This window comes from Halorussus sp. MSC15.2 (assembly GCF_010747475.1).
Classification (GTDB): domain Archaea; phylum Halobacteriota; class Halobacteria; order Halobacteriales; family Haladaptataceae; genus Halorussus.
The window spans coordinates 913275-939117 of record NZ_VSLZ01000001.1 but is presented as its reverse complement, the minus strand read 5'-3'; the positions used below and the strand labels follow the sequence as shown (position 1 = coordinate 939117).

At 66.0% G+C, this 25843-nt stretch carries 24 protein-coding genes; 11 read left to right on the top strand and 13 right to left on the bottom strand.

The genetic code is table 11. The annotated features are described in order from the left end of the window. Positions 1-7 precede the first annotated feature (7 nt). Complete coding sequence (gene gcvPB / locus FXF75_RS04920; RefSeq protein WP_163520391.1) at positions 8-1486, bottom strand: aminomethyl-transferring glycine dehydrogenase subunit GcvPB; 1479 nt, start codon at positions 1484-1486, stop codon at positions 8-10. 1 nt (position 1487) lies between these two features. Continuing rightward, positions 1488-2831, bottom strand: a complete 1344-nt coding sequence (gene gcvPA / locus FXF75_RS04915; RefSeq protein ID WP_163520390.1) for an aminomethyl-transferring glycine dehydrogenase subunit GcvPA — start codon at positions 2829-2831, stop codon at positions 1488-1490. Between the two features lie 234 nt (positions 2832-3065). Here gcvPA and FXF75_RS04910 point away from each other — a divergent pair, with 234 nt between their 5' ends. Both FXF75_RS04910 and FXF75_RS04905 read left to right on the top strand, forming a co-directional pair. Next, positions 3066-5234, top strand: a complete 2169-nt coding sequence (locus tag FXF75_RS04910) for a hypothetical protein (protein ID WP_163520389.1) — start codon at positions 3066-3068, stop codon at positions 5232-5234. A 348-nt stretch (positions 5235-5582) separates the two neighbouring features. After that, positions 5583-6341 carry a hypothetical protein gene (locus FXF75_RS04905; protein WP_163520388.1) on the top strand — a complete coding sequence of 253 codons (759 nt, stop codon included), beginning with the start codon at positions 5583-5585 and terminating at the stop codon, positions 6339-6341. Positions 6342-6351: 10 nt separating this feature from the next. Here FXF75_RS04905 and gcvH read toward each other — a convergent pair whose 3' ends face one another. From gcvH to FXF75_RS04890, 3 genes are all read right to left on the bottom strand, one after another. Beyond that, positions 6352-6735 carry a glycine cleavage system protein GcvH gene (gcvH, locus tag FXF75_RS04900; protein ID WP_163520387.1) on the bottom strand — a complete coding sequence of 128 codons (384 nt, stop codon included), beginning with the start codon at positions 6733-6735 and terminating at the stop codon, positions 6352-6354. Further along, positions 6732-7829: a glycine cleavage system aminomethyltransferase GcvT gene (gene gcvT, locus FXF75_RS04895; RefSeq protein WP_163520386.1), complete on the bottom strand. Its 1098-nt coding sequence runs from the start codon at positions 7827-7829 to the stop codon at positions 6732-6734. The genes gcvH and gcvT overlap by 4 nt, the downstream gene beginning before the upstream one ends. Before the next feature lie 151 nt (positions 7830-7980). Further along, the gene (locus tag FXF75_RS04890) at positions 7981-8160 is read right to left on the bottom strand and encodes an AbrB/MazE/SpoVT family DNA-binding domain-containing protein (RefSeq protein ID WP_163520385.1); all 180 of its coding nucleotides are present in this window, start codon (positions 8158-8160) and stop codon (positions 7981-7983) included. A 324-nt stretch (positions 8161-8484) separates the two neighbouring features. Between FXF75_RS04890 and FXF75_RS04885 the strand changes: the two genes are divergently transcribed. Further along, entirely contained in the window at positions 8485-8964 is a 480-nt protein-coding gene (locus FXF75_RS04885) for a hypothetical protein (RefSeq protein ID WP_163520384.1), read from the top strand. Here FXF75_RS04885 and FXF75_RS04880 read toward each other — a convergent pair. The 3 genes from FXF75_RS04880 to FXF75_RS04870 form a co-directional block, all read right to left on the bottom strand. Continuing rightward, positions 8940-9317, bottom strand: a complete 378-nt coding sequence (locus FXF75_RS04880) for a hypothetical protein (RefSeq protein WP_163520383.1) — start codon at positions 9315-9317, stop codon at positions 8940-8942. The two genes, FXF75_RS04885 and FXF75_RS04880, sit on opposite strands and share 25 nt — an antisense overlap. 243 nt (positions 9318-9560) lie before the next feature. Beyond that, on the bottom strand, positions 9561-11291 hold the full coding sequence (locus FXF75_RS04875; RefSeq protein WP_163520382.1) for a sodium:proton antiporter: 1731 nt from the start codon (positions 11289-11291) through the stop codon (positions 9561-9563). 147 nt (positions 11292-11438) lie between these two features. Beyond that, entirely contained in the window at positions 11439-13013 is a 1575-nt protein-coding gene (locus FXF75_RS04870) for a S8 family serine peptidase (RefSeq protein ID WP_163520381.1), read from the bottom strand. A 175-nt stretch (positions 13014-13188) separates the two neighbouring features. On the opposite strand from FXF75_RS04870, the gene FXF75_RS04865 reads away from it, so the two are divergent. Further along, positions 13189-13650 (top strand): NYN domain-containing protein, encoded by a 462-nt coding sequence (locus tag FXF75_RS04865; RefSeq protein ID WP_163520380.1) that lies wholly within the window; start codon positions 13189-13191, stop codon positions 13648-13650. Between the two features lie 109 nt (positions 13651-13759). Here the strand turns inward: FXF75_RS04865 and FXF75_RS04860 are convergent, their stop codons facing one another. Continuing rightward, positions 13760-14227: a hypothetical protein gene (locus FXF75_RS04860; protein ID WP_163520379.1), complete on the bottom strand. Its 468-nt coding sequence runs from the start codon at positions 14225-14227 to the stop codon at positions 13760-13762. A gap of 273 nt (positions 14228-14500) precedes the next feature. On the opposite strand from FXF75_RS04860, the gene FXF75_RS04855 reads away from it, so the two are divergent. From FXF75_RS04855 to FXF75_RS04830, 6 genes are all read left to right on the top strand, one after another. After that, on the top strand, positions 14501-15370 hold the full coding sequence (locus FXF75_RS04855) for a TatD family hydrolase (protein ID WP_163520378.1): 870 nt from the start codon (positions 14501-14503) through the stop codon (positions 15368-15370). Positions 15371-15419: 49 nt separating this feature from the next. After that, the gene (locus FXF75_RS04850) at positions 15420-16010 is read left to right on the top strand and encodes a DUF2150 family protein (RefSeq protein ID WP_163520377.1); all 591 of its coding nucleotides are present in this window, start codon (positions 15420-15422) and stop codon (positions 16008-16010) included. A gap of 49 nt (positions 16011-16059) precedes the next feature. Further along, complete coding sequence (locus FXF75_RS04845; RefSeq protein WP_163520376.1) at positions 16060-18090, top strand: hypothetical protein; 2031 nt, start codon at positions 16060-16062, stop codon at positions 18088-18090. Positions 18091-18179: 89 nt separating this feature from the next. Further along, on the top strand, positions 18180-19517 hold the full coding sequence (hmgB, locus tag FXF75_RS04840) for a hydroxymethylglutaryl-CoA synthase (protein WP_163520375.1): 1338 nt from the start codon (positions 18180-18182) through the stop codon (positions 19515-19517). Positions 19518-19778: 261 nt separating this feature from the next. Continuing rightward, complete coding sequence (locus FXF75_RS04835; protein ID WP_163520374.1) at positions 19779-20804, top strand: helix-turn-helix transcriptional regulator; 1026 nt, start codon at positions 19779-19781, stop codon at positions 20802-20804. Positions 20805-21043: 239 nt separating this feature from the next. Beyond that, positions 21044-21364 (top strand): antibiotic biosynthesis monooxygenase, encoded by a 321-nt coding sequence (locus tag FXF75_RS04830; protein ID WP_163520373.1) that lies wholly within the window; start codon positions 21044-21046, stop codon positions 21362-21364. A gap of 68 nt (positions 21365-21432) precedes the next feature. Here FXF75_RS04830 and FXF75_RS04825 read toward each other — a convergent pair whose 3' ends face one another. From FXF75_RS04825 to FXF75_RS04810, 4 genes are all read right to left on the bottom strand, one after another. Next, positions 21433-22386 carry a hypothetical protein gene (locus FXF75_RS04825; protein ID WP_163520372.1) on the bottom strand — a complete coding sequence of 318 codons (954 nt, stop codon included), beginning with the start codon at positions 22384-22386 and terminating at the stop codon, positions 21433-21435. Between the two features lie 68 nt (positions 22387-22454). Continuing rightward, the gene (gene psmA / locus FXF75_RS04820; RefSeq protein WP_163520371.1) at positions 22455-23201 is read right to left on the bottom strand and encodes an archaeal proteasome endopeptidase complex subunit alpha; all 747 of its coding nucleotides are present in this window, start codon (positions 23199-23201) and stop codon (positions 22455-22457) included. Beyond that, the gene (locus FXF75_RS04815) at positions 23201-23989 is read right to left on the bottom strand and encodes a proteasome subunit beta (protein WP_163520370.1); all 789 of its coding nucleotides are present in this window, start codon (positions 23987-23989) and stop codon (positions 23201-23203) included. Before FXF75_RS04815 ends, psmA begins: the two co-directional genes overlap by 1 nt. 227 nt (positions 23990-24216) lie before the next feature. Further along, positions 24217-24930 carry a helix-turn-helix domain-containing protein gene (locus FXF75_RS04810; protein ID WP_163520369.1) on the bottom strand — a complete coding sequence of 238 codons (714 nt, stop codon included), beginning with the start codon at positions 24928-24930 and terminating at the stop codon, positions 24217-24219. Positions 24931-25037: 107 nt separating this feature from the next. Between FXF75_RS04810 and FXF75_RS04805 the strand changes: the two genes are divergently transcribed. Further along, positions 25038-25778, top strand: a complete 741-nt coding sequence (locus tag FXF75_RS04805; protein WP_163520368.1) for a metal-dependent hydrolase — start codon at positions 25038-25040, stop codon at positions 25776-25778. Positions 25779-25843 lie beyond the last annotated feature (65 nt).

The window sequence follows — 25843 nt, the reverse complement described above, 5'->3', positions numbered from 1 at the left end:
TCGGCGCTCACTCCGCGTCGTCCAGCGACTGCCACGACAGTCGGAGGTCGCGCGCGGCGCTGGTCTGGTCGATTCGTCCGGCCGTGGTCCGGTTCGGCGCGCTCGCCAGCGTCTCGTCGTCTTCGGCCGCGACGGCGTCGAACGCCTCCGCGAGTTGGTCGAGGGTGTCCTTGCCCTCGATTTCGGTGGGTTCGGTCATCAGCGCTTCCGGGACGATTTCGGGCCACTTGGTCGTCGGCGGGTGGACGCCGTAGTCGAGCATGCGCTTCGCCACGTCGGCGGCGTCTTGGTCGCCCGCGCTGGCGACGAACTCGTGGTGGAACGGACCGAACGGGATGTCGTAGTCTATCTGGCTGGCGAGGTAGTTGGCGTTGAGGACCGCCTTCGCCGAGGCGTCCGTGAGACCCTCGTCGCCGAGTCGCGCGATGTAGGCGTAGGCCTTCACGAGGACGAGCCAGTTGCCCGCGAAGCCGTGGACCTTGCCGACCGTGTTCTCCGGGTCGAAGCGCTCGTAGACGCCGCCGGTTCCGGTCCCCTCGCCGTCGCGTCTGCCGACTTCCCGGACGCGCGGTGCGGGCAGGAACTCCGCGAGGTCCGAGACGACGCCGACCGGTCCCGCGCCCGGACCGCCGCCGCCGTGGGGCGTGGCGAACGTCTTGTGGACGTTGTAGTGCATGATGTCGAAGCCCATGTCGCCCGGCCGGGCCTGTCCGAGCAGGGCGTTGAGGTTCGCGCCGTCGTAGTAGAGCAGTCCCCCGGCGTCGTGGACGACGTCGGCTATCTCTTCGATGTCGCGCTCGAAGAGACCCAGCGTGTTGGGGTTGGTGAGCATGAACAGCGCGGTTCGCTCGCTGGCGGCGGCTTCGAGCGCCTCCAAATCGACTCTGCCGTCGTCGCCCGAGGGGAGTTCGACGACTTCGTAGCCCGCCAGCGCGGCGCTGGCGAAGTTCGTCCCGTGGGCGCTGTCGGGGACGATAATCTCGTCGCGCTGGTCGCCCTCGCCGTTCTGTTCGTGGAACGCCTTGGCGACCAGAATCCCGGTGAACTCGCCCGCCGCGCCCGCCGGGGGCTGGAGGCTCACCGCGTCCATCCCGCCGATTCTGGCGAGATAGTCCTGAAGCCCGTGCATCAGCGCGAGGCTCCCCTGAACGCTCCCCTCCGAGCGGTCGGGGTGGACCGCGGCGCTCGGGAGCGCGGCCACGTCCTCGGTGAACTTGGGGTTGTACTTCATCGTACAGCTCCCGAGGGGGTACGGCCCGCTATCGACGCCGTAGTTCATCTGGGAGAGCCGCGTGTAGTGGCGCGCGAGTTCGGGTTCCGAGAGGTCGGGGAGTTCGAGACTGTCGCGGGTCAGGTCGTCCGGAAGCGGCGACTCGACCTCGACCCTCTTCGAGTTCTTCTCGGAGAGGAGCGGTTCGTACTGTCCCTCCGCGTCATCGTCGCCTTCCGCGCTCTCGTTCGTCCAACGTGCTTGGTCGTATCTCATCTCAGGCCACCTCCTCGAAGGCCGCGACCAGTTCGTCGGCGGCGTGTTCGTTGGCGTCGGTGATGCAGACCTGTACCTCGTGGTCGCCCACGGCGTGGACCGCGAACCCCTCGGCTTCGAGGTCCGAGGCGACCGCGTTCGCGGGTTGGTCGGTGTGGGCCACGAACTCCCGGAAGTGGTGGCGGTCGTGGACCGGCGCTCGGAGGCCGCTGACGGCGTCCAACCGTTCGGCGAGGTCGGCGGCCAGACGCACGCAGTCGTTGGCGAGTTCGACCAGTCCGTCGGGACCGAGGTAGGCCGCGTGGATGGCCGTCCGCAGCGCGACCCACGCCTGATTCGTGCAGATGTTACTCGTGGCGCGCTCCCGGCGGATGTGCTGTTCGCGCGTCTGGAGGGTCAGGGTGTAGGTGCGATTGTCGGCGGCGTCCTCGCTCGCGCCGACGAGGCGGCCGGGTACCTGTCGCACGAAGTCTTCGCGGCAGGCGAACAGGCCCAGACCCATGCCGTACGCTGTGGGCAGTCCGAGCGCGGCGGCGTCGCCGACCACCACGTCCGCTCCGACGCTCTCGGGTTCCTGTAGAATCGAGAGCGCGACCGGGTCGGACCCGAGACAGAACAGCGCGTCGTGGTCGTCGGCGAGTTCGCCGACGGCGTCCACGTTCTCCTCGACGGTTCCGCGCGTGGTCGGGTTCTCGACGTACACCATCACGGCGTCGTCGTCGATGGCGTCGGCGAGAACGTCGGGGTCCACGTTCCCGTCGTCGGTAGCGAACGTCTCCACCGAGAGTCCCGCGCCGTCGGTGTAGTTTTCGAGGACGTCGCGGCGGTTCGCGAGGAGGTAGTCGGGAACCAGTACGCGGTCGCCGTCGGTGGACCGGACGCGGGCCGCGAGCAGGGCCGCTTCCGCGAGCGCGGTCGCGTGGTCGTACATCGAGGCGTTGACGACGTCGAGACCGGTCAACTCGACCAGCATCGACTGGTACTCGAACAGGGCCTGCAGGAACCCCTGCGTGATTTCTGGCTGGTACTGTGTGTAGGAGGTCAGGAACTCCGAGCGCGCCGAGAGGTGGTCCACCAGCGAGGGCACGTAGTGCTCGTAGTGACCCCGGCCGAGGAACTCGGTCAGGTCGTCGTTGCGCGATAGCAGACCCCTGACGTGGCGCTCGGCGTCCCGCTCGCTCCTCGCCTCGATGCCGAACTCCCCGTCGAACTCGACGGGGTCGGGGATGTCGAACAGTTCCGTCACGTCGTCCGCGCCCACCGCGTCGAGCATCGCCGCCGTCTCGTCGGCGGTGTGCGGTGCGTACGGGCTTCCCCGCTCCCCTGACTCGTGTCGTCCGCTCATGTAAACGGAGGTACGGAGTGTATCGTTTTAAGATGGGGGTATTCGGTTTCGATTTCCGGTGAACGTCGTCGTTCTGGCGTTGGAGACAAAGTGCGGGTCAGGTTCGAAAGCGAGCCGCTGGTCACGTCGGGGGAATCAGGGCACGGGTACAGGCCGCGGACCTGATGTCACCTCGTCCGAGGGTTTTTACTTGCGCCCTGCGTCCGGTAGAATACGATAGCCGATTCTCGACTCATGACTCTCCATCCGAGATTCGAATCGCCCGACGACGAGACCGGTATCGACATCGTCGACCCGGTCGAGACCAGACACTTTCTGCTCCTCACGGACGAGTCGGTGGACCCGACGCCCGCGGACACCGACGCGTTCACCTTTCCGGTCGATACGGCCTGCCGAATCTCGGCCGGACGGCTTCGCCTCCCGTACATGGTTCCCGCCGACGTGCGGACGCCCGACGGCGACCCGTTGCTGTCGGTCGATAGCCCGACGACCCGCGAACTCTCGGACGACGATTACCTCGTGGAACTCCACTCGCCGATAAAGGTGTATCTGCGCGTCTCGGGACGCGTCCGCATCGACGTGACGCCCGAGCGCGTGACCTTCGAGTTCGAGGAGGAGACCACCGTCGAAGTCGGCGCGCGGTCCTACCACAGCGCTCCGGCCGCGACGATTACGGTCCCGGACGACCCAGAAGCGACGATGGACGCGGTGTCGGCGTTCTCGTCGGCGCTGAAGACCACGTCGCCCGAGCGAGCGTGGCCGACGCTACGCGGACATCCGCCCCGCGTCGAACGCGGAGACGAACTCTCGATTCCCTCGGGTCTCGAAGCGCCCGAGACCGGCGTTCAGATAACGGTCCCGTCGGAGTACTGGGCGGTGTACACCGTCGCGCCGCTGGCGTACTACCTCGGTGCGACCGTCGTCCCGGGCGACCGCGCCGCCGTGACGGCGACGGGTGGCGTCACTCACCACCTCGGCGAGGAACCGGCGGCGGTCGCCGACGCCACGGCGGCACTGCTCAAACGCGTGTTCTTCCTCGACTGCGTGACGCGAACCGAGGGCCTGTACCCCGACGACCTCCACGAGCGAGAGGTCCTCGAAGCGCACGTCGAACTCGACTTCGCCGACCTCTACGAGGCGTCGCCCGCCGAGCGACTCCGGGCGTACCTCTCGGTGCCCGACGACGCCATCGAGGCCATCGCGTCACCGTGGCACCGAGTGACGCACGTCCAACCCGACGCCGAAGCGGTCGAGTTCCTGCCCTACCTCGTCAACGACCTCTCGCTGGTGCGACCGAAGACCGAGCGCGACGTCTCGTCCAACCAGCGGGAGGTCCCCGACCAACTCGACGGTGCGCTGGATTCGTTCCTCCGGCGGCCGAGCGGGCGAGAGCGGACCGCGACGGGCGACGATTCTCTGCAGTCAGCCGACCCACCGCATCTGCTGCGAAACGACGGTGCCGAGGACGGGACCGACGCGACTCGCGGCGTGCCGACGCTGGACGAGTACGTGACGCTCCCGGAGGTGGACGCGCTCGAACAGGCGTGGGTCGGCGACGGGACGCCGGTTCGCGGGACGAAACTCGTCCGGGAGGCGTTCGACCACGAGACGCCCGAACCCTCGGACGGCACCGTCGACGTCGCGGTGGTCTGCAACGACGACCAGATGCGCGAGGAACTGGACTCCGTGGACGAAATATACGGCAGTCGAGACGACGTGCCCGTCAGCGTGACCTCCGAATCGGGCGTCTCGACGGCCGAACTCCGGGACCTGCTCGCCGAAGACCACGACGTGTTCCATTTCGTCGGCCACATCGACGGCCGCGGATTCCAGTGTTCCGACGGGGTCCTCGACGCCGCCACACTGGACGAGACGAACGCGACCGTAGCCCTGCTGAACGGATGCCGGTCTCACGACCAAGGTGTCGAACTCGTGAAAGCCGGTGCGAACGCCGCCGTCGTGAGTTTATCCGACCTCTACAACTCGGGTGCGGTCGAAGTCGGCGAGACGTTGGCTCGGCTATTGCATCACGGGTTCAACGCTAGTAGCGCGATGAAGATTATCCGTAAGTACACCTCAATTGGTAGTCGGTACGTGGTAGTTGGCGACTCTAGTGTGGTAATAGCGCCATGTAAGGGAGGGATTCCAACGTTGTTTCACATATCGCGAAAATATAAGTGTGATTCGGAGATGAGCGTTACTGTCCGTGCATATCCAACTCACGGATATGGAATCGGCACTAATCTCAAACCTACATTCTTTGACGACCAACCATATCACATCGCTCTCGGAGAATACGGTAATGGGACAGCTACACTAGGGGCACTTCAGGAATGGATAGAAAACGACCAAGAACCATTAATTGTTGATGGCGAATTAATCTGGAGTGACAACTGGTTCTAGTTGGGTTAGACTATGGCCCCGGTTTCGCACAACATATATTAATTCTTATGCCAGTATTATTCAGGAACAGCATACCAATCCAAACAACTTGCAATATTTTAATAGGTTCGATGGAACAACCTCTAAATTTGGGCAAATTCATGCTATCATAAGTTAGAGGCAAAATCATATAGAATTTTCTATACTCAACTAGGGGTTTCATCCTACGGAAATGTATCCGTTTCCGTCAGCAGTTCCTGTTTTGTATGATGACTGTCCCTTTCTGCAGAGAATAAGATAATATATCCACTATACCTATGGAGGAAAATTTATAACCTGTCCCTGAAAATGACAGTCACACGAAAACGAATGTCGTCCCCAGATACCAGCGAACCTGCGCGCGGGTCGGACGAGTCGGTGCCCGACGACGACCTCGCGGACTTCCTCGGCCTGCTGAACGAACTGAAGTCCACCGGCTGTAACCTCATGGTCGTGGGCGACGTACCCCGTGAACTGCTCACGCGCGCGAGTTCGCGGATGCTGGGCGACGACGACGTAGTCCGCTATCGCGTCCTCGCGGTCACCGACGCCACGCCCGAGAGTATCGCCGAGCGACTCCCCGACCCGAGCGAGTCGCCGCGTCCGGTCAGTGAGACGACCCACGTCCTCAATCACGTCGGCGCAGTTCGGTCGGTCGCTGCGACGAACGGAACTCCTTCGCGGGACTTGGCGGGCGTCAAGGAGACCCGCATCGCGGACCCCGAACTGGCCGGACTTCAGGCCGCGCTGGTCGAAGCCATCGACGACTTCGCGGCCCGGACCGACTCGCTCCGCCCGGCCGACCTCAGGGTGGGTATCGATTCGCTGGAACCGCTGGTCGATTTCTACGGCGAGGACGTGGTTCGGCGCTGTCTCCGAGTCGTCGGCGGGCACGTCCGGAACCACGACGCCATGGCGCACTACACGCTACAGAAGCCGTACGACAGCGATATCGTGCAGACGCTCGCTGACGACGCGGACGCCGTCGTAGAAGTTCGGTTGGCCGATTCCGCCGAGGACGGCCCGGTCGGCGAGCAGCGGTGGCACGTCCCGAATCGGAATCTCTCGGTCGGGTGGACGCCGCTGTAACGCGGCGGCGTTACTCTATCTGTTCGCGGTACTCCTCGGCGGAGAGCAGTTCGTCGAGACCGCTATCTTCGGCGAGTTCCACCTCGAGCATCCAGCCCTCACCGAAGGGGTCGTCGTTGACGAGTTCTGGTTGGTCCGCGAGCGCGTCGTTGACCGCCGTGACGGTGCCGTTGACGGGCGCGTAGAGGTCCGAAACCGCCTTGATGGACTCCACCACGCCGAACTCCTCGCCAGCGGTGAGGTCCTCGCCCTCGTCGGGGAGTTCGACGAACACCACGTCGCCGAGTTCGTCCTGCGCGAAGTCGGTGATGCCGACTCTGGCGGTGCCGTCGGTCGTCTCGACCCACTCGTGTTCGCTACTGTACGTCCGGTCGTCAGGGACTTCGAAGCTCATTGTTGGTCACTCAGAAATGGCGTGTTCGCAATCTTTGCTTTTTTCGGCTGGCCGCGGACCATCACGCGGACCTTCGTCCCGACGTCGGCGTACTCGGTCGGAACGTAGCCCAGCGCGATGGGTTCGTCCAGCGTCGGACTCATCGTACCGCTGGTCACCTCGCCGACGATGTGACCGTCGGTGTCGGTCACGTCGTAGCCGTGGCGCGGAACGCCCCGGTCCACGAGTTCGATGCCGACGAATTTCTCGTCCGTTCCCTCCTCGTCGGCGCGTTCGAGGGCGTCGCGGCCGACGAACTCGGTGTCGAGTTTCACCGTCCACCCGACGCCCGCCTCGTACGGCGTTCGGGGGTTGCTCTCGGCGTCGAAGTCCTGTCCCGACAGCAGGAACCCCATCTCCATTCGGAGTGTGTCGCGCGCGCCGAGACCGCACGGTTGGCAGTCGAACAGTTCCCAGACCGCTTCGGCCGCGTCCACGGGGACGATGACCTCGAAGCCGTCCTCGCCGGTGTAGCCGGTTCGGGCGGTCCAGCAGTCGGCACCCGCGAACGACGCGTATGCGCCCTCGAACTTCGAGAGGTCAGTCACGTCGTCGTCGGTCGCGTCCGCCACGAGGTCCGGGGCCTCCGGACCCTGTACCGCGTACATCGCGTACTCGTCGGTGACGTTCTCGACGCTGGCGTCCAACTCCCACTGCTCTCGGTAGTCGGTCCACCGCTGGTACATCTGCTCGTCGTGGCCCGCGTTGGGAACGAACAGGAACGTCGCGTCGCGGTCGTCGGGGAGTCGGTAGACCACGGTGTCGTCCAGAATCGCGCCCTCCTCGTCGGTTATCATCGAGTAGTGGGAGTCGCCGTGGCCGAGTTGCGTCACGTCGTTCGAGGTGAGTCGCTGCATGAGTTCCTCGGCGTCCGGCCCGGCCACCTCGATTTGCCCCATGTGGGACACGTCGAAGATGCCCGCGTCCTCGCGGACCGCGGCGTGTTCGACCTTGATGGATTCGAACTCCACGGGCATGTCCCATCCGCCGAACTCGGTGAACGTCGCTCCTTCGCCGGCGTGAACGTCGCGCAGTGGCGGCTTCCGAAGGGTCATGGTAGGACGGTTGGACGCCCGGCACGTAATGCTTTGTCTTCCGGACGCTCGACAGGTACTCGCGTCCGAGTTAGCGAGCGTCGAAGCGCGTACGTCGAACGGCCGGGTGGAGGTCGAACGGGCGAACGCTCGAATCGGCGAGGTCGAGACTTCACGCGGGTTCGATGACGATTTGACCGTCACGGAGTTTGTAGACGAGGCGGTCGCCCTCTTCGACGTCGAGACCGTCTTCGGCGAACTCCTCGCGGACTGCCTTTATCAGACTGATGCGCCATCGCTGGGTCACTGTCGTCGTGCCGAGTATCTTCTCCTCGGTGTCGTCTGAACTCATCTACGGCCGTCTTTGGTATCGGTGTTGTTATGGACTCTTAGCTATTTCGACTATATCGGCTAAATGGTGGAACGACTGATTGTTTTTCGACGTGTTGGACGAATCGACGATGATTTTTCCAACAGCCGTATCGAAATAGAGGAACTTTCCACGTGGGTAGCGGTGAGTCACTTCTCCGAATCCACCGATTTCAACCCGTCTCCAATGACTTTACTGGCCTTCGCGAACCTCCACGGGACGAGGTGGACCCGGAGTCACTCGTCCACGAACGACACGTATCGACACACTTATGATTGCTGCGTATTTTCGACTAAATAGTCTATAATGGCTACGCGCGAGATGAACCAACTCCGTTCGGAGTTGGACCAAAGTGGCGCGCAGACCGCACTCGTCCGGGGCACCTACGCACCGCCGCGTCCGCCCGAAACCGTGACGGTCGAACCGGGCGTCGTCGCGACGGTCGGTCCCGCCGGGCGGTCTGCACCGCTGTACGTTACCGCCGAAGCCACGAGCGGCCGGACGATTCGGCGGTACGACGGACGGAACGCCGGAGCGGCCGCCGACCGTGCGGCGGAGTTAGCTGCCGAGCGCGACCCGCGAGCGGTGTGGCTCTGCGAGCGCGGACAGATTCGCTCGTGGTGGGGCGTCGGCATCGCCGACCTGCTCGAACGCCGTCTCGCCACTGCTGCGCGGCGCGCGGACGCGCGACTGGTCGTCTGGACTGACGACGGCGACGAATCGGTCGCGGCGGTCGAAGACGACGAGGCGGTCGAGGACCGCTACGACGTAGTGGTCGGTCCGTAGCACACCAGCAGGTCGCTGGCCGCGACGCCGACGTCGGTGCTGTCGCAGGCCGGACACTGGACCGCCAGCGAGCAGTCACCCGACGACGGGAGCATCTCGCGTTCGGCGCGGTCCGGACGACAGTCGGCGCGAGCGTCGGCGTCACGGCCCGCGGTATCTCTGGCGGCACCGCGGTCCGCGGCATCTCGGTCGGCCGTGGACGGAGCGACACCGTAATTTCCGGTCGGCGTGCAGCGGGGACAGTCCGCGATAGACGCGGCGTCGTGGTCCACGTCGGGACCGCGAACTGCGAGCGTGCATTGGACGAGCAGTACGAACGTACCGGTGTGACCGCAGTTGTGGCAGTGCGTCATGGCTATCGGACCGGCAGGTGCGTTCTGCGCGCCGGTCGGGGCGAACTGGTGCGGTATCGTATTTGAACGTTCGTGCGCAGACTCTCCGGAGTCGAACGCCGAAGCGAAGTCAGCTATCCCCGAGGTGACTGCTGTGAGAAGTCAGTCTCACCTGAATTGGGAGTAAACGACTCCACGGCACGGTCGGCCCGCGGTCCGACGAGTCGGAGAACTCACGGGACGGACGCCCGACAGAGTCCGCGGTCAGTCGTCGCTGGCTTCCCGCGCTTCGAGTTGCGTCTCCAGACCCAACTCCGCGGCGCGCGAGCGCCAGAACTCCTCGTAGCGCTCCTCCTCCGGGCGGTCGCTGACCGTGCTCTCGCCAGACTGCACGCGGTCGAGTTTGAGGTCCACCTCCTCCATCAGGCGGCGACCCACGTCGTCGCTGACCGTGCCGGTTCGCATCGCGTCCATCAGCGCGCTCTTCTCCTGTTTGAGTACCTGCCGCTCGCCGATGAGCAGTTCCTCGCGACGGAGTTCCGGGTTGTCTTCGAGGAGTTCGGAGATGGTCTCGTTCAGGTCGCGCTTCTCGCGCTCGTACTCCCCGCGGAAGTCCTCGTAGACCGACTCCGAGAGGTCGCCGGCGTCGTGGAGGCGCTCGGCCGATTCGAGCGCGGCGTCCACCGCGCGGGCGCGTCCCACGAGCAGTTCGTACAGTGCCTCGGTCTCCGAGCGAGTCACGATGTCGAGCGCGTTCATCACGCGGCCCATCGTGAGTCCCTGCACGACGAGGCTGAACGCCGCGACGCCGAACACCATCGCCCGGAGTCGCTCCCGGAACGGGAAGTCCGGCGGCAGACCGAGCACCAGCGCGATGGGAATCGAGGCGTGAAGCCCGCCCCAGACCATGACGTGCTGGTAGTCGAGCGGGACCGAGTTCGGCACGAACCGATTGACGATGTTCGTGATGGGGTAGACCACCGCCGCACGCGCGAGCAGGACCAGCGGGATGGCGAGCAGGATGAGTCGGCCGTGTGCGAGCATCTGGTTGATAGGGGTCTTCGCGCCGATGAGCAGGAAGATGAGCGTGTTGACGAGGAAGGCCGCGGTGTCCCACGTGTTGAACACCGAAATCTTGGTCTGGGCGCTCATCGCGTACTCCGCGCCGCGGTTCCCGATGAGGAGTCCCGCCGTGACGGTGGCGATGACGCCGCTGAAGTAGTAATCGCTGATGACGCCGCTCAGGGTGTGCTCGGCCAGCAGGAAGCTCCCGTACGCGAGTACGAGCGTCAGCACGATTTCGGTCGTGTGTTCGTCGAGGCGGTACATGACTTGGTACACCGCGAGTCCGGCGACCAGCCCGACGACCGCACCGCCCGCGCTGGCCACGACGATGTCGGCCGATGCGTCCACGATGGTGCTGGTCGTGACGAGGTCCGCGAGGTCGGTCCCGGCCGCGGTGGAGTCGAGTACCAGCGCGAACAGCGTCGAGAAGATGACGACGCCGACGCCGTCGTTGATGAGACTCTCGCCCTCGACCAAGACCGACAGGCGCTCGGGCGCGCCCAGTTCCTCGAACAGCGCCAGCACCGATACGGGGTCGGTCGGCAGAATCATCGCCGCGAACAGCAGCGAGACCAGTAGGGGGAACCCGAAGGCGAAGTGACCGACGATTCCGAGGAGGAGAATCGCGGTTATCAACCCCACGACGGCGAGGACGAGGACGTGCGAGAGGTTCTCCCGGAAGCGTTCGAGGTCGGTGGTCGCCGCGCCTTCGAACAGCAGCGGCGGGAGGAACACGAGCAGGATGAGGTCGTGGGAGAGTTCGATGTCGATGGTGATACCCAGAATCGACACTGCGAGTCCGGCGAGCAGGAGCGCAATCGTGTAGGGGAACCGACCTATTTTGGCGACGAAGACGCCGACGCCCGCGGCGATGACGAACACCGAGAGCAGGTCGATGAGTTCGGCCGCGATTCCGGTTTCGGCAACCATGTCAGTGGCTACCCCGGCGAAACGTAAAAGCTCAATTACCGAGTCGCACTTTGAGGACTCGTACTGCGAGAACGCGACCGCGATTGCGGTCGGATGTCGGTCGTCACGTCGCGCGAAAAAGAAATGTAGTCGCTGTTACTCGCCGAGTTACTGCTTCTCGGTGATGGTCAGGTCGTAGCTGCCGGAACCGCTGTAGGAATCGACGTCAATCTGCAGCTCCGTCGAGTCGTCCGGGTTGTCGATGGTGATGGACTCCTGACTGTTCGTGGTGTACGAGCGGTAGTCGTAACTGCTGGGGGTCGGCGCCGCCGTGGTGCCGGTGTTGACGTAGAGGTCGAAGTCGGCGTCCGACGGGCCGGAGAGTTCCACGACGACTTGGCTCGGACTGCTGTACTGCCACGCGTAGGAGTAGTCGTCGTAGTCGGAGGAACTACTGAGCGAACCGGACTTCGTGGTGGTCGAGGAGTCGCCGCCGCCACCGCCGCCGCCACCGCCACCGTCGCCGGGCTGGGTCGTGACCGCGTTGTAGGCGTTGACCTGACCCGCGCCCTGCTTGTCCGAGGAGAGACCGATGTCCTTCGCGGTGGCCTTGAGGTGACTGCGGAGGCCGGAGGTGCTGAGGTCCCACTTGGCGAGGGTCAGACCGGCGACGCCGGACGTGACGGGGGTCGCCATCGAGGTTCCGCTGAACTTCGCGTAGCTGTCGGTCGGAATCGTCGAGAGGACGTCCACGCCGGGCGCGGCGAGGTCCACGTCGCCGTACTGCGAGAAGGAGGCGAGTTCCTCGTTGGAGTTCACCGCGGAGATGGCCATACACTCGCTGTAGGCCGCGGGGTAGGAGACGGAACTGGAGCCGTCGTTACCGGCCGCACAGATGGGGAGCGCGCCGTTGTTGACCGCGTACTGGACCGCGTTCTTCATCGTGGAGGTGTAGCCGCCGCCACCGAGGGACATGTTGATGATGTCCGCGCCTTGGTCGGTCGCCCACTCGACGGCGTCCGCGATGTCGGCCGTCGAACCGCCGTTCGGGCCGAGCGCCCGACCGTTGATGAGCGAGGAGTTACCCTGTCCGGCGACGCCCGTGCCGTCGTCGACGACCGCGGCCGCACAGCCGGAGACGTGCGTGGCGTGCTGCTCGCTCGACGGGTCCGGCGGATACGGGTCCGAGTCGTCGTCCACGAAGTCCTTCCCGGGGTTGGACTCGTAGTTCGCTTGGAGGTCGGGGTGGTTGTACTGGGCACCCGTGTCCACGACGGCGATGGTGACGCCGGAGTCTCCGAAGCCGCTGACCTCGTCCCACGCGGCGGGGGACTCGACCTGCTGGGGCGCGTACTGGTCGCTGAACCGCGGGTCGTTCGGCGTAGCGAGCGCCTTGTGCGTCTTGTTTCGCTCGGCGTACTTGATGCCGTCCTTCTTCGTGATGGCGTCGATGAAGTTCTGTCTGGCCTTGTCGGGGACCTGACTCGGGAACTTCACCGCGGCGTAGCGGAGGTTGTCGTTCGTGTGAACGACCTCCGCGTTGCCGGGAACGTGCGTGGTGACTGCTGCTTCGACGTCACCGTTTCCTGCGGAGACGCCGACGAGAATCTCGTCCTTCTTGGGACCGGGTTCGCGCCCGGGGGTCGCTGCTGTGACACCGCTCACTGCGGCTGCTGCACCGGCCGCGCCGGTGGCCTTGAGGAACGTACGGCGATTGAATCGCTGCGTGCTGTCGTCTGACATGCTACATTCTACCCCATGGAACGGAGTTATTTAAATCTTGATTTTGACCTGTAATAAATTGTTATCTGGTTATAGTAACTCGTATCACAAACTATTGAACCGTTTGCAACTGTGGAACTTTCAGAATGCGGTCCGGACCGGCACGGCTAAACCGGAACGGCCGCTACGGCAGGACATGCAACCGCTGCGCTCGCTCCTCGACGGGGAGACGACCGTCGCGCTGTTCGTAGACGGTCCCAACGTGCTGCGCGAGGAGTTCGACGTGGACTTAGACGACGTCCGTTCGGTAGCCGAGGACCTCGGTCAACTCTCCGTGACCCGACTCTACCTCGACGAACACGCCACCCCGGCGCTGATTCAGGCCGCCGAGGCCCGCGGCTTCGAGGTCACCGTCACCAGCGGCGACGTGGACGTGAAACTCGCCGTGGACGCCACGGAGTTCGCGCTGACCGACGGACTCGACGTACTGGCAATCGCCTCGCGAGATACCGATTTCAAGCCCGTATTGGAGAAAGCCGCCCGGAACGGCGTCCGGACCGTCGCCATCGCGCCGGGCGAACACGGCCGGTCGGACGCGCTCCAGAACGCGGCCCACGAGGCCTTCGTCGTGGAAGAGAGCGCGACGGAAACGAACTGAAAGGCCGTCTCCGTTCGGGGAGCGGCGCTCGGCGATACGTTCTCTCGTCGGCGGGTTCCGGTATCACTCTCTCTGTCGTCGCCCTTCCACCCCCGGAACGAGTCATCAACTACACCGACGAGTCGCCGAGGGTCTTGACCTCGACGCTGTGCGTCCCCTCGCCGAGTCGGAGGTTCAGCGACGACACGATGGCTTCGCCGACGGCGGTACGCCACGCTTCGACCGCCTCGACGTGACGCTCGCGGTGGCGCTCGACCGAGAATTCGGTGTCGGGGTCCGAGCGGAGCGCGTCCTCGGTGCTGTCGGGCGTCGGATACTGCGGGACACCTTCCTCGGCGAGGAACCGCGCCGGCGGGACGTGGAGCGCCCCCGTCTCGGTATCCCTGTCGTCGTCCTCGGTCGCCGCCTGCGCGGCCGGCCCGGGGTCGTGGAGTCGCGCGCGCATCCGGCCCGAGAACGGCGGCGTCACTCTGAGGACCGGTCTGCGCTCGCTCCGCCGTCGCGCCTCGTAGGCCGTCACGACGTCGCCGACCGCGACGGCGAGCGACCGGACGTTCCGCGGGTCGTCCTCCGTCATGGCGGAGTCTCGGGTCCGAGCGACCTTCAAGTCCGCGCCGGGGCGAGCGTTCGATGCATCCCGTCCGGCGAGCTTGTTTTATCTTGTCTCCTGCACGTGCGTGTTACGCGGGCGAGCCTCGCGATGTGAACGGTGCGCGCGACCCGCGAGACGAACGCGCGACGCAGAATCGACTCGATTCCGCGAGCGCACGACTCGCGCGCGGTTAGTCAGCGACCGCCGACCGGTGGCGAACCGCCGACGTTTTTTTCGTTCTCGCGCGAAGCCACGACCATGAGCGAGGACCTCGGAACGCCGGTACTCGACAATCACCTGCATCTGGACCCCGACCACGGCCGGGGAATCGAGGCCGTGAAGGACTTCGCCCGGAGCGGCGGCACGCACCTGCTCGTGGTCAACAAGCCCTCGTGGCTGCTCGGGGTCGAACCCGAGACCGGCGAGGAGTTCCGGCCGGTCTTCGAGACGACCCTCGACGTAGTCTCGCGGGCGAACGAGGTGCTTCCGGGTCGAGCGTGGCCCGTCCTCGGGGTTCACCCCGGCCTGATATCGAAACTGGTGGACGACCGTGGCTACTCGCCGGAGGAGGCCCGCGACCTGATGCGGGCCGGACTGGACCTCGCGGCGGAGTACGTCGCGGACGGCGAGCGCGTCGAACCCGGCGAGGCGGTCGCACTCAAGACCGGTCGCCCGCACTACGACACGACCGACGCGGTGTGGGAGGCCTCGAACGAAGTCCTCCGGCACGGACTGTCGCTGGGCGCGGACAACGACTGCGCGGTCCAACTCCACACCGAGGCCAGCGACGACCTGACGGACATCGCGCGGTGGGCCGAGGACGCCGGACTCGACCCCGAGCGGGTCGTCAAGCACTACGCGGGCGGGGAACTCGCGGGACCGACGCCGAGCGTGATGAGCGAGAAGGACCGCCTCGAAGTCGCCGTCGAGCGCGGCGACCCGTTCCTGATGGAGACCGACTTCGTGGACGACCCCGACCGGCCCGGCGCGGTCATGGGACCCCGGACCGTCCCCAGACGGGTCAGGTGGATGCAGGAGGAGGGCTACGACGACGCCGTCCGAAACGCCCACGTCGAAACGCCGAGGCGGGTGTACGGCGTTAGCACGGAAGAAACGTTCGACAGTTAGCGCGGCCAAAGCAGAAAGGCATATGAAGCGCGCAACACTCGGAAAGGATATGAGCGCGCCTCCGGAGGAATTCTACTCCGACGAACGCTGGCAGAACTGGCTCGACCGAATTCGGGAGGAGGAAATCGACCCCGAGGACGAGGACTCCGCACGTCTTCTCCTCAACCTCCAAGACGACGTCGCTATCGCCGTCGCGAAGATAGTCATCGCGTACGACGACGGCGACATCGACGAAGAGGAGGCGCTGGACGAACTCACGGACATCCGCGAGGTCGTCCTCGACGAAGTGGAGTTCGAGAGCGACGAGAAAGCGATGCTCATCGACGGCGTCCAGACGAGTCTCGTCTGCGTCTTCTACGCGGCCGAGCAGTACGTCGCCGACGGTCCCGCCGACGAGGGCACCGTCGAGGAGTACGTCGTGGAAGCGGGCCGCGCCGAGGAGGGCGAGGACCTCGACTCCGCGCTCGGACTGGTCGCGGCGGCCGGGACGCGCATCATCGACGGCGAGGAACTCGACATGTCGGTCACCGAGGAACTCGAATACGGACTCGTCACCGAGTGGGTCAACGGTCTCGACAGCCTCCAGAGCGCCATGAGCGACCCCGAAGTCGTCGAAGAGGAAGACGAGGAAGACGAGTAGGACCGCGCAGGCGCTATTTTTATCTGTCCACCCTGAAACCAACCGAGTAGTGCGACTGCGAACCGACGACCGCGGCGTCACGGTCCAGATAGGGACGGTGCTGCTGTTCGCGGTACTCATCGTCCTGCTCTCGACGTATCAGGCCTCGGTCGTCCCCCAGCAGAACGAGCAGGTGGAGTTCAACCACAACCAGCAGGTTCAGAGCCAGCTACAGGACTTCAGGGACGAACTCCTCCGGACCGCCGTCACGGGAAGCGGCGGGTCGGCGTCGGTCGCCCTCGGCACCCGGTACCCCGTGCGGGCGTTCTTCGTCAATCCCGCACCGCCCTCGGGGACGCTGGCCACCACGTCACCCGCCGATGTCCGCCTCGTGAACGCGAAGGCGGCGGGCGAGACCGGCGATTACTGGAACGGAGACGACCGGAGCTTTCGGACCCGCGGAGTGACCTACGAACCGCTCTACCACGTCTATCAGGACCCGCCGACGACCGTCTACCGAAACGGCGTCCTCTACAACCGGTTCGACGACGCGAACCGAATCGAGGCGGGCCAGCGACTCGTCCGCGGTAACACCGTCTCGCTGGTGGCGCTGGGCGGGAGTCTCTCGAAGTCGAGCAGCGGGACCGCGAGCGTGAACATCCGGCCGGTCAGTTCGGCGACCCGGACCGTGACGGTCCGCAACGAAGACGGCGAGGAACTCGCAGTGGTCGTCCCGACGAAACTGAGCGTCACCGAGTGGCGTGAACTGCTCGAAGGCGAGCGCGACCCCGAGGAAGACGACCCCGGCAAGCACGTGACGGCCGTCGAGGACGCCGGTTCGGACCGCGTCCGCATCTCGCTGGAACCCGGCGTCTACGAACTACGACTGGCGAAGGTCGGCGTCGGGTCCGACGTGAACGAACCGACAGCCACGTACGCGGTCGACGTGGAGGGGAACGGGGCCACCGTTCGAGCGGACGGGACCCAGCGCGTCGTCGCCGAGGTCCGAGACGAGTTCAACAATCCGGTCAGCGGCGTCAGCGTGACGGTCACGGACAGTCCGAGCGGCGGTGACCTCTACGACGCCGAGACCGGCGACCCGTCCGACACGACGGTGACGACGGACGACCGAGGGCGAGCGGTGTTCACCTACGACCCGACCGCCGACGCGGGCGGAACGGGGACAGACACGTTCGCGCTCGGGTTCGACGGACCGGACGACGACGACACGGAGGGGTCCACCGCCGCCGAAACAGTGCCCTACGAGGTTCACGTGCGCGGTCAGTCCGATACAGGCGGGGGCGACCACGCGTATCGAGTGGACTGGCGTGAGGCCGAGAGCGACGCGGACAACGGGAACGCCCTCACCTGCGACAGCGACGAGACCTGCACGTGGGACGCCAGTGCCTCGGAGACGGTGACGCTCACCGTCGGGACGGACCCGACCGCCCAGAACGCGGACGTCGCGTTCTCCGTGAGCGACACCTCGGTCGCGAGCGTCTCGGGAAGTGCAATCGGCACGACCGGTCCCGACGGAACGACGACGGTGACAGTTCGCGCGGAAGGGAACGGAGAGGTGCGCGTCTACGGTTCGAGCGGCGGAAGTGGCGACGCGTTGACTATCGACGTACGTAACTTCGGCGACGGCGGCGGCGGTACCGCCGGTGTCACGTACACGGGCGAGTCCAGGACGGTCGAAGGGACCCAGTCCGGCGTCAGGTCCGTGTTGCAAGTCGAACTACGCAACGAACTGTCGGACGCCGCCGACCTGACCGCCGTGAAGGTCAACAGTACTCAGGGTCCGGGCAAACGGATTCGCGAGACGGAGAGCGGCGTCGGCGAGGTCGAAATCGACGTCGACGGGGACGGGAACTCCGACTCGACGACCGACAGGCGCGAGGGGTGGGCCGTGGGTGAACGGATATCGCTCGCCAGTCGGGCGACCGTCGGCAGCGGCGACACGGCCGTCGTCCAGTTCTTCGAGTTCCGGAAGAACAACGGCGACCCGGTCGATATGCAGGGTCGGCGTGCTACCGTCACGGTCTACTACGAGACCGCGGACGGCGAGACGAAGACGACGACGTTCACGGTCAACGCGTAACTCGACGCCCGATGGTTCGGGCACGATATTCGACGTTCGTCGAAACGGGTATCGACAAAATCATATAGCCGGTCACCGGAGACAGAGACATGACAGCCGTCGGTATCGACGCCATCGAAATCTGGACGGGGAAGCTCAAACTCGACCTCGCGGAGACGTTCGCGCCCGAGAAGGGCGAGGACCCCGAGAAGTACACCAAGGGACTCGGTCTGCACGCGAGTTCGTTCCCGGACGCCCACGAGGACATCGTGACGATGGGCGCGAACGCCGCCCATCGCCTGATGGACCGCAAGGGACTGACCCCCGACGACATCGGCCGCATCGACGTGGCGACCGAGTCGGCGTTCGACAACTCCAAGCCGGTATCGACGTACATCGCAGGGTGCCTCGAACAAGTCTACGACGAAGACTTCCACCACGCCAACAAGGGCGAGCGCAAGTTCGCCTGCATCGCGGGGACCCAGAGTCTGGACGACGCCTACAACTGGATTAAGGCGGGCCGGAACCGCGGCCGGGCCGCGCTGGTCGTCGCCACCGACACCGCGCTCTACGCCCGCGGGGACCCTGGCGAGGCCACGCAGGGCGCGGGCGCGGTCGCGATGCTCATCACCGAGGACCCCAGTCTGGTCGAACTCTCGACCGACCAAGGGTACGGCAGCGCCGACGAGACCGACTTCCTCAAGCCCAACCAGCAGTTCCCGAGCGTGGACGGCAAGCGCTCGATGCAGGTGTATCTGGCCCGGATGCGCGAGGCGCTGGAGGACTACGAGTCGGTCGCCGGCGCGTCCCACCCCGAAGACTTCGCGTACATCCCGTTCCACACGCCGTTCCCCGGAATGGTCCGGAAGGCGGGCCTGCTGGGCTACCGCCACATGATTCGGAACACGTCCGTCGAGGAGGAACTCGCCGAGGATATCGGTCTCCAGCCTCGCGAAGAGGACTACGAGGACCGGGAGACCTACGAGGAGGCCATCCGGAACCACATGGACGACCTCAAATCGACCGCCGAGTATCAGGAGTGGTACGGCGAGGTCATCGAACCGACCCTCTCCATCGCGCGGCAGGTCGGCAACTGGTACACCGGGTCGGTCCACATCGCCCGTGCCTCCGCGCTCAAGAGCGCGGCAGAGGCCGGACTCGACCTCGCGGGCGAACGCCTGCTCGTCGGTTCGTACGGCTCCGGCGCGCAGGCCGAAATCCACGCCGAGACCGTCCGAGACGGCTGGAAGGACGAAATCGAACAGCTCAACGTGGACGAGCAAATCGAGAGTCGCTACGACCTCTCGTTCGAGGAGTACGAGAACGTCCACGACCGCCACAACCACGACAAGACCATCGAGATGGAGGACTTCACGGTGCCGGACGGCGAGTTCGTGTTCACGGGCCGCGGTCGGATGAACGAGCGTCTCTACGACTTCGTGGAGTAGCGAGTTAGAGCGTCCGTCTTCGCTTCTTCCCTCTCCGATTCCCGACTTTCCTCAGGCTCTGTTCCTCCCGCTCCGCCCACCGATTCCAGTCGTCGAGACCGGCGCGTTAACGTCGACGAGGAGCGCGAACGCCCGCTACCGTCACGGCGGACCCTCCGCGCCTGAACCGCGGCTCTAAGCCCCGAGAACTCGGTTCGGCGTTCGAAGCCGAAACCGCCGCCGTCAGAGTCCTTATAAACGAGGGCCCCCGAGTGTCTCTGCATGAGCGACGTTGGCACGGAGGGCACGGGTGGCGCGACGCGTGCCGACCCCGAGTCGGAAGGGGCACGAATCGCCGAGTCCGAGCGCGGCGCAGACTCGTCCGGACCCGAAGTCGAATCGGCCGAGGCCAGCGACGCGTTCGAGGCGCTGGGCAACGAGGTGCGGATGTCGGTCCTCCGTACGCTGGTTGGCGACTCCGGTGAGGGTGACGAACTCGTCTCCGGCCGGACCATGACGTTCTCGGAACTGTTCGAGGCGAGTCCCGCCGACACCACTGCGGGGTTCGCTTACCACCTCCGGCAGTTGACCGACCTGTTCCTCGAAGCCGAGGACGACGAGTACGCGCTGACCTACGCCGGACTACAGGTCGCCCGCGCCATCAGCGCCGGGACCTACACCGACCGCGTCTCGTTCGGCCCTGTGGCGACCGGCGACCCCTGCCCGCTCTGCGAGTCGGGCGAACTCGCGGCGGTCTGCGAGGCCAACTACGTCACCGTGGCCTGCGAGGACTGCGAGCGCGCGGTCCTGACGCTGCCGTTTCCGCCGAGCGCGCGCCGGGACCGCGACCCCGAGCGCCTGCTCGACGCGTTCGACCGCCACCACCGCCACCGCCTCTCGGTGATGTCCGACGGGGTGTGTCCCGAGTGCGCCGCCACGATGGACGCCGTGCTGGCCGCGCCCCCGGAGTCGGTGACCGAGCAGTTGCCCGAGACCGGCGGCGACCGGGCGCAGGTCCGCCTCGACTGCCGGCAGTGCGGGTGCCGACTCCGCGCCCCGGTGACCCTCGCGGTCCTCGAACACCCCGCGGTCGTCTCGCTGTTTCACGACCACGCGCTGAACGTGCGCGACCGGCCCATCTGGAACGTCGGCGAGGAGTGGCGCGAGACCGTCGTCTCCGACGACCCGTGGTGCGTCCGCGTCAGCGCGGAATTGGACGACGAGGTGTTGGACCTGTTCGTCACCGGCGACCTGTCGGTCGCCGGGACGCGCCGCCGGGACGTCGAGGAGATTCGGCAGGCGTCGTAAGTTCCGTCGCTGCTTCCCTTCTTTCCGCTCTCTTCGACGACTGAGCGCTGTCACCTCCGAGTTCGAGAGCGGAGCGTCCGTCGCGCTCGGTTCCTGTAAATTATTTCTCGCTATATGAAATACCGACGTGCGTGCCGGGACACGGGGTCGGGGGAGCGCCGGTTTCGTCCTCCTTCGAACGGTTTTGGTACAATCCAGTAGGTATACACGCTCGAAATAGAGAGGGAGAAAACGTACTGATGTATCTCGTTACGTTCCGCCTCGACCCGGGAGAGTACGATGCGGAGTTCCACGAGTTGAACGACGCGATACAAGCGGCCGCCGAGGACACGGAGGGCTATCTGGGCAAGCGGACGTGGCACGCCCCGGAGAGCGAGGAGGTTCTCGTCGTGTACTACTGGGAGTCGCTGGACGCGCTCGAATCGTTCGGAGCAGACTCCGACCACGAACGGGCGAAACAGCGGTGGACGGAGTGGTACGACGCGTACGAAGTCACCGTCACGGAAGTCGTCGAGGCCTACGGGAGTGGGTTCGGTGACGACGCAGACCCACCTGCGTAGGACAGCACGGGGTCGCAGTGGGCGAACTGCGCGACGTCGTTCGAGAACGCGACTCGGCGGACGCGGGGCTACTCCTCGGTGGTCGTTTCCGCACGCGCCAGCGACTCGTGACACCTCGACGTCGGGATTCCGAGTCCGTCCTCGGGTTCGACCACGAGCGCCCGGAGGTCCTTCTGGGGGGTCACGTAGACACAGGTCCCGTTCCACCCGGGGGCCGACGGACCGGCCGCGTCGAACTCGCGGGTGACGCTCGTTCCGTCCGCGAGGCGCGCCACCAGTCGGTACGTTCCCGTGCGCACCGCGAGGTTGGCGACGACCGTCAACAAGAGGTCAGTCGAGTACGTGTCTGCGAGCACGCGGTCGCCGCTCCCGACGTGAGTGAGCCAGACCGCCACGGCGGGGTCGTCGGGGTGGAAGTCGTACAACTGAATCTTCAGCGGTGCCGCCTCCCGGTACCCGTCGTCGTCCGTGTCGAGGGTGGCGTTCTCGGTCGCCCGAGAACTGACGTAGGGTTCCTCCGGACCGGCGCACTGGTAGAAGTTGTAGGGAATCGCCACGTGGCGGTCCGGACCGACGTAGTGCGTGACGAAGTTGTGGTTCCGGGTCCCGCTCGAAGACCGGCTCCCCGGACAGACGTGCTGGACGTGACCGCTGATAGCGGACGCGACGTAGACGCCGACGTCGTCGGTCAACAGGACGCGAGTCGTCGGCTCTTCGACGTCGATGGACTTCGCACCGCCGCACCCGCCGGGGTCTACCTCGACGCCTCCACTCTCGTCGGGGTTGCCCGGGAGCAGTTGGTTGTAGACGGTGGCGCGCTCGTACTCCCGGACGAACCGTTCGGCCGACTCGGGCGAGACAGACTCCGGCGGTTTCGGGGTCGGTTTCGGTTCAGAGAGCGTCGTCCCGGCGTACGTCTCCGTCGCCGTGTCGTCGGGTTCGGCGACGCGGTCGGTGGTCTTCGACTCACAGCCAGCGAACAGGGCGGTTCCGAGGGTCGCGAGGAGGGCGCGGCGGCGCATAGTTCGACTCTATCCGGGCGTAAGATAAGCATGCGGTTATCGAATTGACGTGTCGGGGTGAGCGCGTTTCAGGACGCCTGCGGACCGCCGTCCTCGTCGAGCAGTCCGAGCGCGTCGAGCGCGTTTCGGCGTTCCCCGGTCGGGAGCGTTCGGTACCCCGACTCCGCCGTCACGGTACCGACCGCAACCTCGGCGGGCGAGAACGTCGCGTCGTCGGGGGCCGCGAGCGCTTCCAGTGCGAGGTCCACGCCCGAGTCGAGGTCCGCGTCCGCGACGTACTCGGCTTCGAGGAACTGCCGAATCTCCTCGCTCTCCCCGCCGATGGCCGCGGCGTCCCACGCCGAGGGGGTCCCCGAGGGGTCGGTCTCGTACAGCGCGGGCCGCCCGTCCGTGACGCCGCCGACGAGAAGGGCGGTCCCGTACGGGCGCGCGCCGCCGGACTGCGTGTACTCCTGCACGCGGTCGGCGACCTCCTTCGCGAGCGGTTCGACCGGCATCGGTTCGTCGTAGGCCAGGCGGTCGCGCTGGGCGGTCTGTCGGGCGAACTCCACGAGTCGGCGGGCGTCGGCCGCGTTGCCCGCGGAGGTGACGCCGAGGTGGTCGTCCACCTGATGGAGTTTCTCCACGCTCTCGGCGTCCATCAGCGGCGAGCGCACTCGTCGTCTGGCGGCGAGGACGACACCTCCGTCGGTCCGGACGCCGACGCTCGAACTGCCGCGCTTGACCGCCTCGCGGGCGTACTCGACCTGATACAGCCGACCGTCCGGCGAGAAGATGCTCGTCCCGCGGTCGTAGCCCTGCTGGTCGCCCTGCATCAGGCCACCTCCTCGGCGTCGTCCGTCGATTCCGGCGCGGCGGAGTTCCGTTCGCCCTCGTACAGTGCGGCGGGGTCGTCGTGGGCCTCGATGGTCGCGCCGTCCGCGGTGATTTCGGCCACGGTCACGCCGTTTCCGCTCGCGGTGTCGCGCTCGATGGCGCTCGCCACGGCGCGGGCCGCGGCGTCGGTCGCTTGCTCGACGCCGAATCCGGGTCTGAACTCGCGTTCGAGGACGCCGAGCGCGAACTGGGTTCCGCTCCCCTTGGCGGCGTAGGGCGCTTCGAGGACCGCGCCGCCGCCGTCGAGGTCGTAGACGTGCGGCCCCTCGCTATCGACGCCGCCCAGCACCGGGCGGACCATACGGTAGGGACCGTTGCGGAGGAGGTTCCCCGCGTAGGTGGCGAAGGCGTCCACGCTCGGCGGGTCGCCGCGCCGGATTTCGTACTGGTCGGCGTGGGAGCGAAGTCGCCGGGTGTAGTCCTGAATGCTTCCGACCGCGCCCGAGAGCGCGACGGCGGCAGTGGGGTGGACTCGCTCTACCTTCTGGGTGTCCTTGCTCGTGACGAACCGGCCGCCCGCGCTGGCGCGCCGGTCGGCCATCACGACCACCGCGTCGTCGGCCGCCACGGCGACGGTCGTCGTACCGGTTTTAGTCAGTTCCGGGTCGGCCTCTGGCGACGACCCGTGTTCGTGTCCGCTACCGGATTCGCGTCCGCTACTGAACCCTTGGCCGCTATCGAACTCGTGCGGGGTGCCGAACGTCGGTCGGGGGTTGGCGTCTGGCATACAAACGGGATTGGAGCTACCCACCGAAAAGTGTTATCTAAAATATATTTTAGCCGGAGGTCAGAACCGAAGGTCCGACGGGCGTCCGACGGCGGCAGGTCCGAACAGCGGTACGTCCGGACGGCGGCGGGACGGCCCCCGAAGACGGAGGATAGGAGGTGGGAGGGAAAGCGGAGAAGAAAAGAAATGAACGGCGGAGGGCAGGACACGGAAGACGGAGGCGGCGTTCAGGGGAGTTCGCGGAGCGAGTGCAACACGTCGTCTATCGGTTCGTTCGTAATCGCCAGCGAGAACCCGTCGAGGCGGGCCATCTTCGGCGCGTGTTCCCAGAGGTCCTCGCGGTCGAGTCCGTGGAGGACCACCGCGTTGGGCGTGGGGTTCACCACGCGCATGGCGACCAGCGGCGACTCGCCGCGGGTGACGTTGGTGAACATCAGCGCCCGACTGGTGCTTTGGCCGTAGAGCCGGTAGAACTCCTCGCTGGAGAGTCGGGTGATGGCCTGAATGCTGTCGATGACGGTGTGGCCGGTGACGTGTTGCTGGTCGCCGCCCGCGAGTTCGGTCGCGCCCACCGCGTCGTAGAACCGGTCGAGCGGCACCGTGGTGGGGTACTCCCGGAGGTCGTTGACGATGTCGCTCTCGAACCCGGCCGACAGGACCCGGGCGTACTGGCGGATGCGGTCGCCGCCCCGGCGCTCGTCGATGTCGAGCAGGCCGGTCACGACCCGCTCGACGACGCCGATGCCCGGACTCGCCCGGCGACCGCTCTCGTAGTCGCTGACGACCGACGAGGAGACGTCGAGTTGGTCGGCGAGGTCGGTCTGGGAGACCCCGAAGTCGGTCCGCCACTTGCGGAGGGTCGCGCCGGGGTCGTCGCTGAGCGTTATCTCGCCCGCGATTCGCTCGGCGAGGTCCTCGCGGGGGTCGGTGGCTTCGGTCATGGGTTCGACTGCGACGCTCCGGAGCAAAAAACGTGTCGAAGTTCGGGTTCGACGGGCGACGAACGCACCGGGACACTGATAACGGGTCACGTTCACGATTACCACGAATGCCATCGACGGTCGTCCACGTCGCGCTCGCCGGTCTGGTCGGGACCGCCCTGCTCGCAGAACAGTTCGACGGAAAGGCCGTGGCGGTGGTGATGGCGGCCACCGCGCTCGTGGACTTCGACGTGTTTCTGGGGTTCTGGATACCGGGCGCGCACCGGGCGGCGTTCCACACGCTGCTGGTACCACTGCTCGGGGGGGTCCTGCTCTGGGCGGACCTGCGACGACGGGAACGGTCCGTCGTCCGTTCGCGGTGGGGCGCGCGCGGCGTCCGAGTCGCGTGGGTCACCATCGTCGCGGTCACGTTCGCGGGTATCGGCCTCGACGCGTTCTTCAACGGCGTGAACCTGTTCTACCCGGTCCACGACCGCTTCTACACCTTCTCGGGGAAACTGTACTACTCGACCGAGGAGGGGTTCGTCCAGACGCTCGTGAACGTGGACTTCGAGGCGCTGGTCGAGGCGTTCGCCCCCGAAACGTCGGCCAGCGCGGGAGGCGAAGCGGGGGCCGGCGGTGGCGGTTCGGGCGGAGGCGGTTCCGGCGGTGGCGGAGGCGGTAACTCCGACCCAGTGCGGACGACCGAGAACACCCACTACAGCACGGGCATCGACCCGAAGAAGGGGTCCGAATCGGGCACCGTCGAGCGCCTCTTTCCCGTCGCCTACACCGGCGAGCGCGCACTCCTCGCACTGACCGGATACACGGTGGTCGGTCTCCGAGTGTGGATGGAGCGACGTGACTGAGTCAGAGGAGTCCCACCGGAGGAAAATCACACGGTCCCGACTCACAACTGCTAACAACCTCGTCC

Coding starts and splice junctions, on each gene's coding strand:
- gcvPB (WP_163520391.1), bottom strand. CDS start 1,486: ATGAGATACGACCAAGCACGTTGGACGAACGAGAGCGCGGAAGGCGAC.
- gcvPA (WP_163520390.1), bottom strand. CDS start 2,831: ATGAGCGGACGACACGAGTCAGGGGAGCGGGGAAGCCCGTACGCACCG.
- FXF75_RS04910 (WP_163520389.1), top strand. CDS start 3,066: ATGACTCTCCATCCGAGATTCGAATCGCCCGACGACGAGACCGGTATC.
- FXF75_RS04905 (WP_163520388.1), top strand. CDS start 5,583: ATGTCGTCCCCAGATACCAGCGAACCTGCGCGCGGGTCGGACGAGTCG.
- gcvH (WP_163520387.1), bottom strand. CDS start 6,735: ATGAGCTTCGAAGTCCCTGACGACCGGACGTACAGTAGCGAACACGAG.
- gcvT (WP_163520386.1), bottom strand. CDS start 7,829: ATGACCCTTCGGAAGCCGCCACTGCGCGACGTTCACGCCGGCGAAGGA.
- FXF75_RS04890 (WP_163520385.1), bottom strand. CDS start 8,160: ATGAGTTCAGACGACACCGAGGAGAAGATACTCGGCACGACGACAGTG.
- FXF75_RS04885 (WP_163520384.1), top strand. CDS start 8,485: ATGGCTACGCGCGAGATGAACCAACTCCGTTCGGAGTTGGACCAAAGT.
- FXF75_RS04880 (WP_163520383.1), bottom strand. CDS start 9,317: ATGACGCACTGCCACAACTGCGGTCACACCGGTACGTTCGTACTGCTC.
- FXF75_RS04875 (WP_163520382.1), bottom strand. CDS start 11,291: ATGGTTGCCGAAACCGGAATCGCGGCCGAACTCATCGACCTGCTCTCG.
- FXF75_RS04870 (WP_163520381.1), bottom strand. CDS start 13,013: ATGTCAGACGACAGCACGCAGCGATTCAATCGCCGTACGTTCCTCAAG.
- FXF75_RS04865 (WP_163520380.1), top strand. CDS start 13,189: ATGCAACCGCTGCGCTCGCTCCTCGACGGGGAGACGACCGTCGCGCTG.
- FXF75_RS04860 (WP_163520379.1), bottom strand. CDS start 14,227: ATGACGGAGGACGACCCGCGGAACGTCCGGTCGCTCGCCGTCGCGGTC.
- FXF75_RS04855 (WP_163520378.1), top strand. CDS start 14,501: ATGAGCGAGGACCTCGGAACGCCGGTACTCGACAATCACCTGCATCTG.
- FXF75_RS04850 (WP_163520377.1), top strand. CDS start 15,420: ATGAGCGCGCCTCCGGAGGAATTCTACTCCGACGAACGCTGGCAGAAC.
- hmgB (WP_163520375.1), top strand. CDS start 18,180: ATGACAGCCGTCGGTATCGACGCCATCGAAATCTGGACGGGGAAGCTC.
- FXF75_RS04835 (WP_163520374.1), top strand. CDS start 19,779: ATGAGCGACGTTGGCACGGAGGGCACGGGTGGCGCGACGCGTGCCGAC.
- FXF75_RS04830 (WP_163520373.1), top strand. CDS start 21,044: ATGTATCTCGTTACGTTCCGCCTCGACCCGGGAGAGTACGATGCGGAG.
- FXF75_RS04825 (WP_163520372.1), bottom strand. CDS start 22,386: ATGCGCCGCCGCGCCCTCCTCGCGACCCTCGGAACCGCCCTGTTCGCT.
- psmA (WP_163520371.1), bottom strand. CDS start 23,201: ATGCAGGGCGACCAGCAGGGCTACGACCGCGGGACGAGCATCTTCTCG.
- FXF75_RS04815 (WP_163520370.1), bottom strand. CDS start 23,989: ATGCCAGACGCCAACCCCCGACCGACGTTCGGCACCCCGCACGAGTTC.
- FXF75_RS04810 (WP_163520369.1), bottom strand. CDS start 24,930: ATGACCGAAGCCACCGACCCCCGCGAGGACCTCGCCGAGCGAATCGCG.
- FXF75_RS04805 (WP_163520368.1), top strand. CDS start 25,038: ATGCCATCGACGGTCGTCCACGTCGCGCTCGCCGGTCTGGTCGGGACC.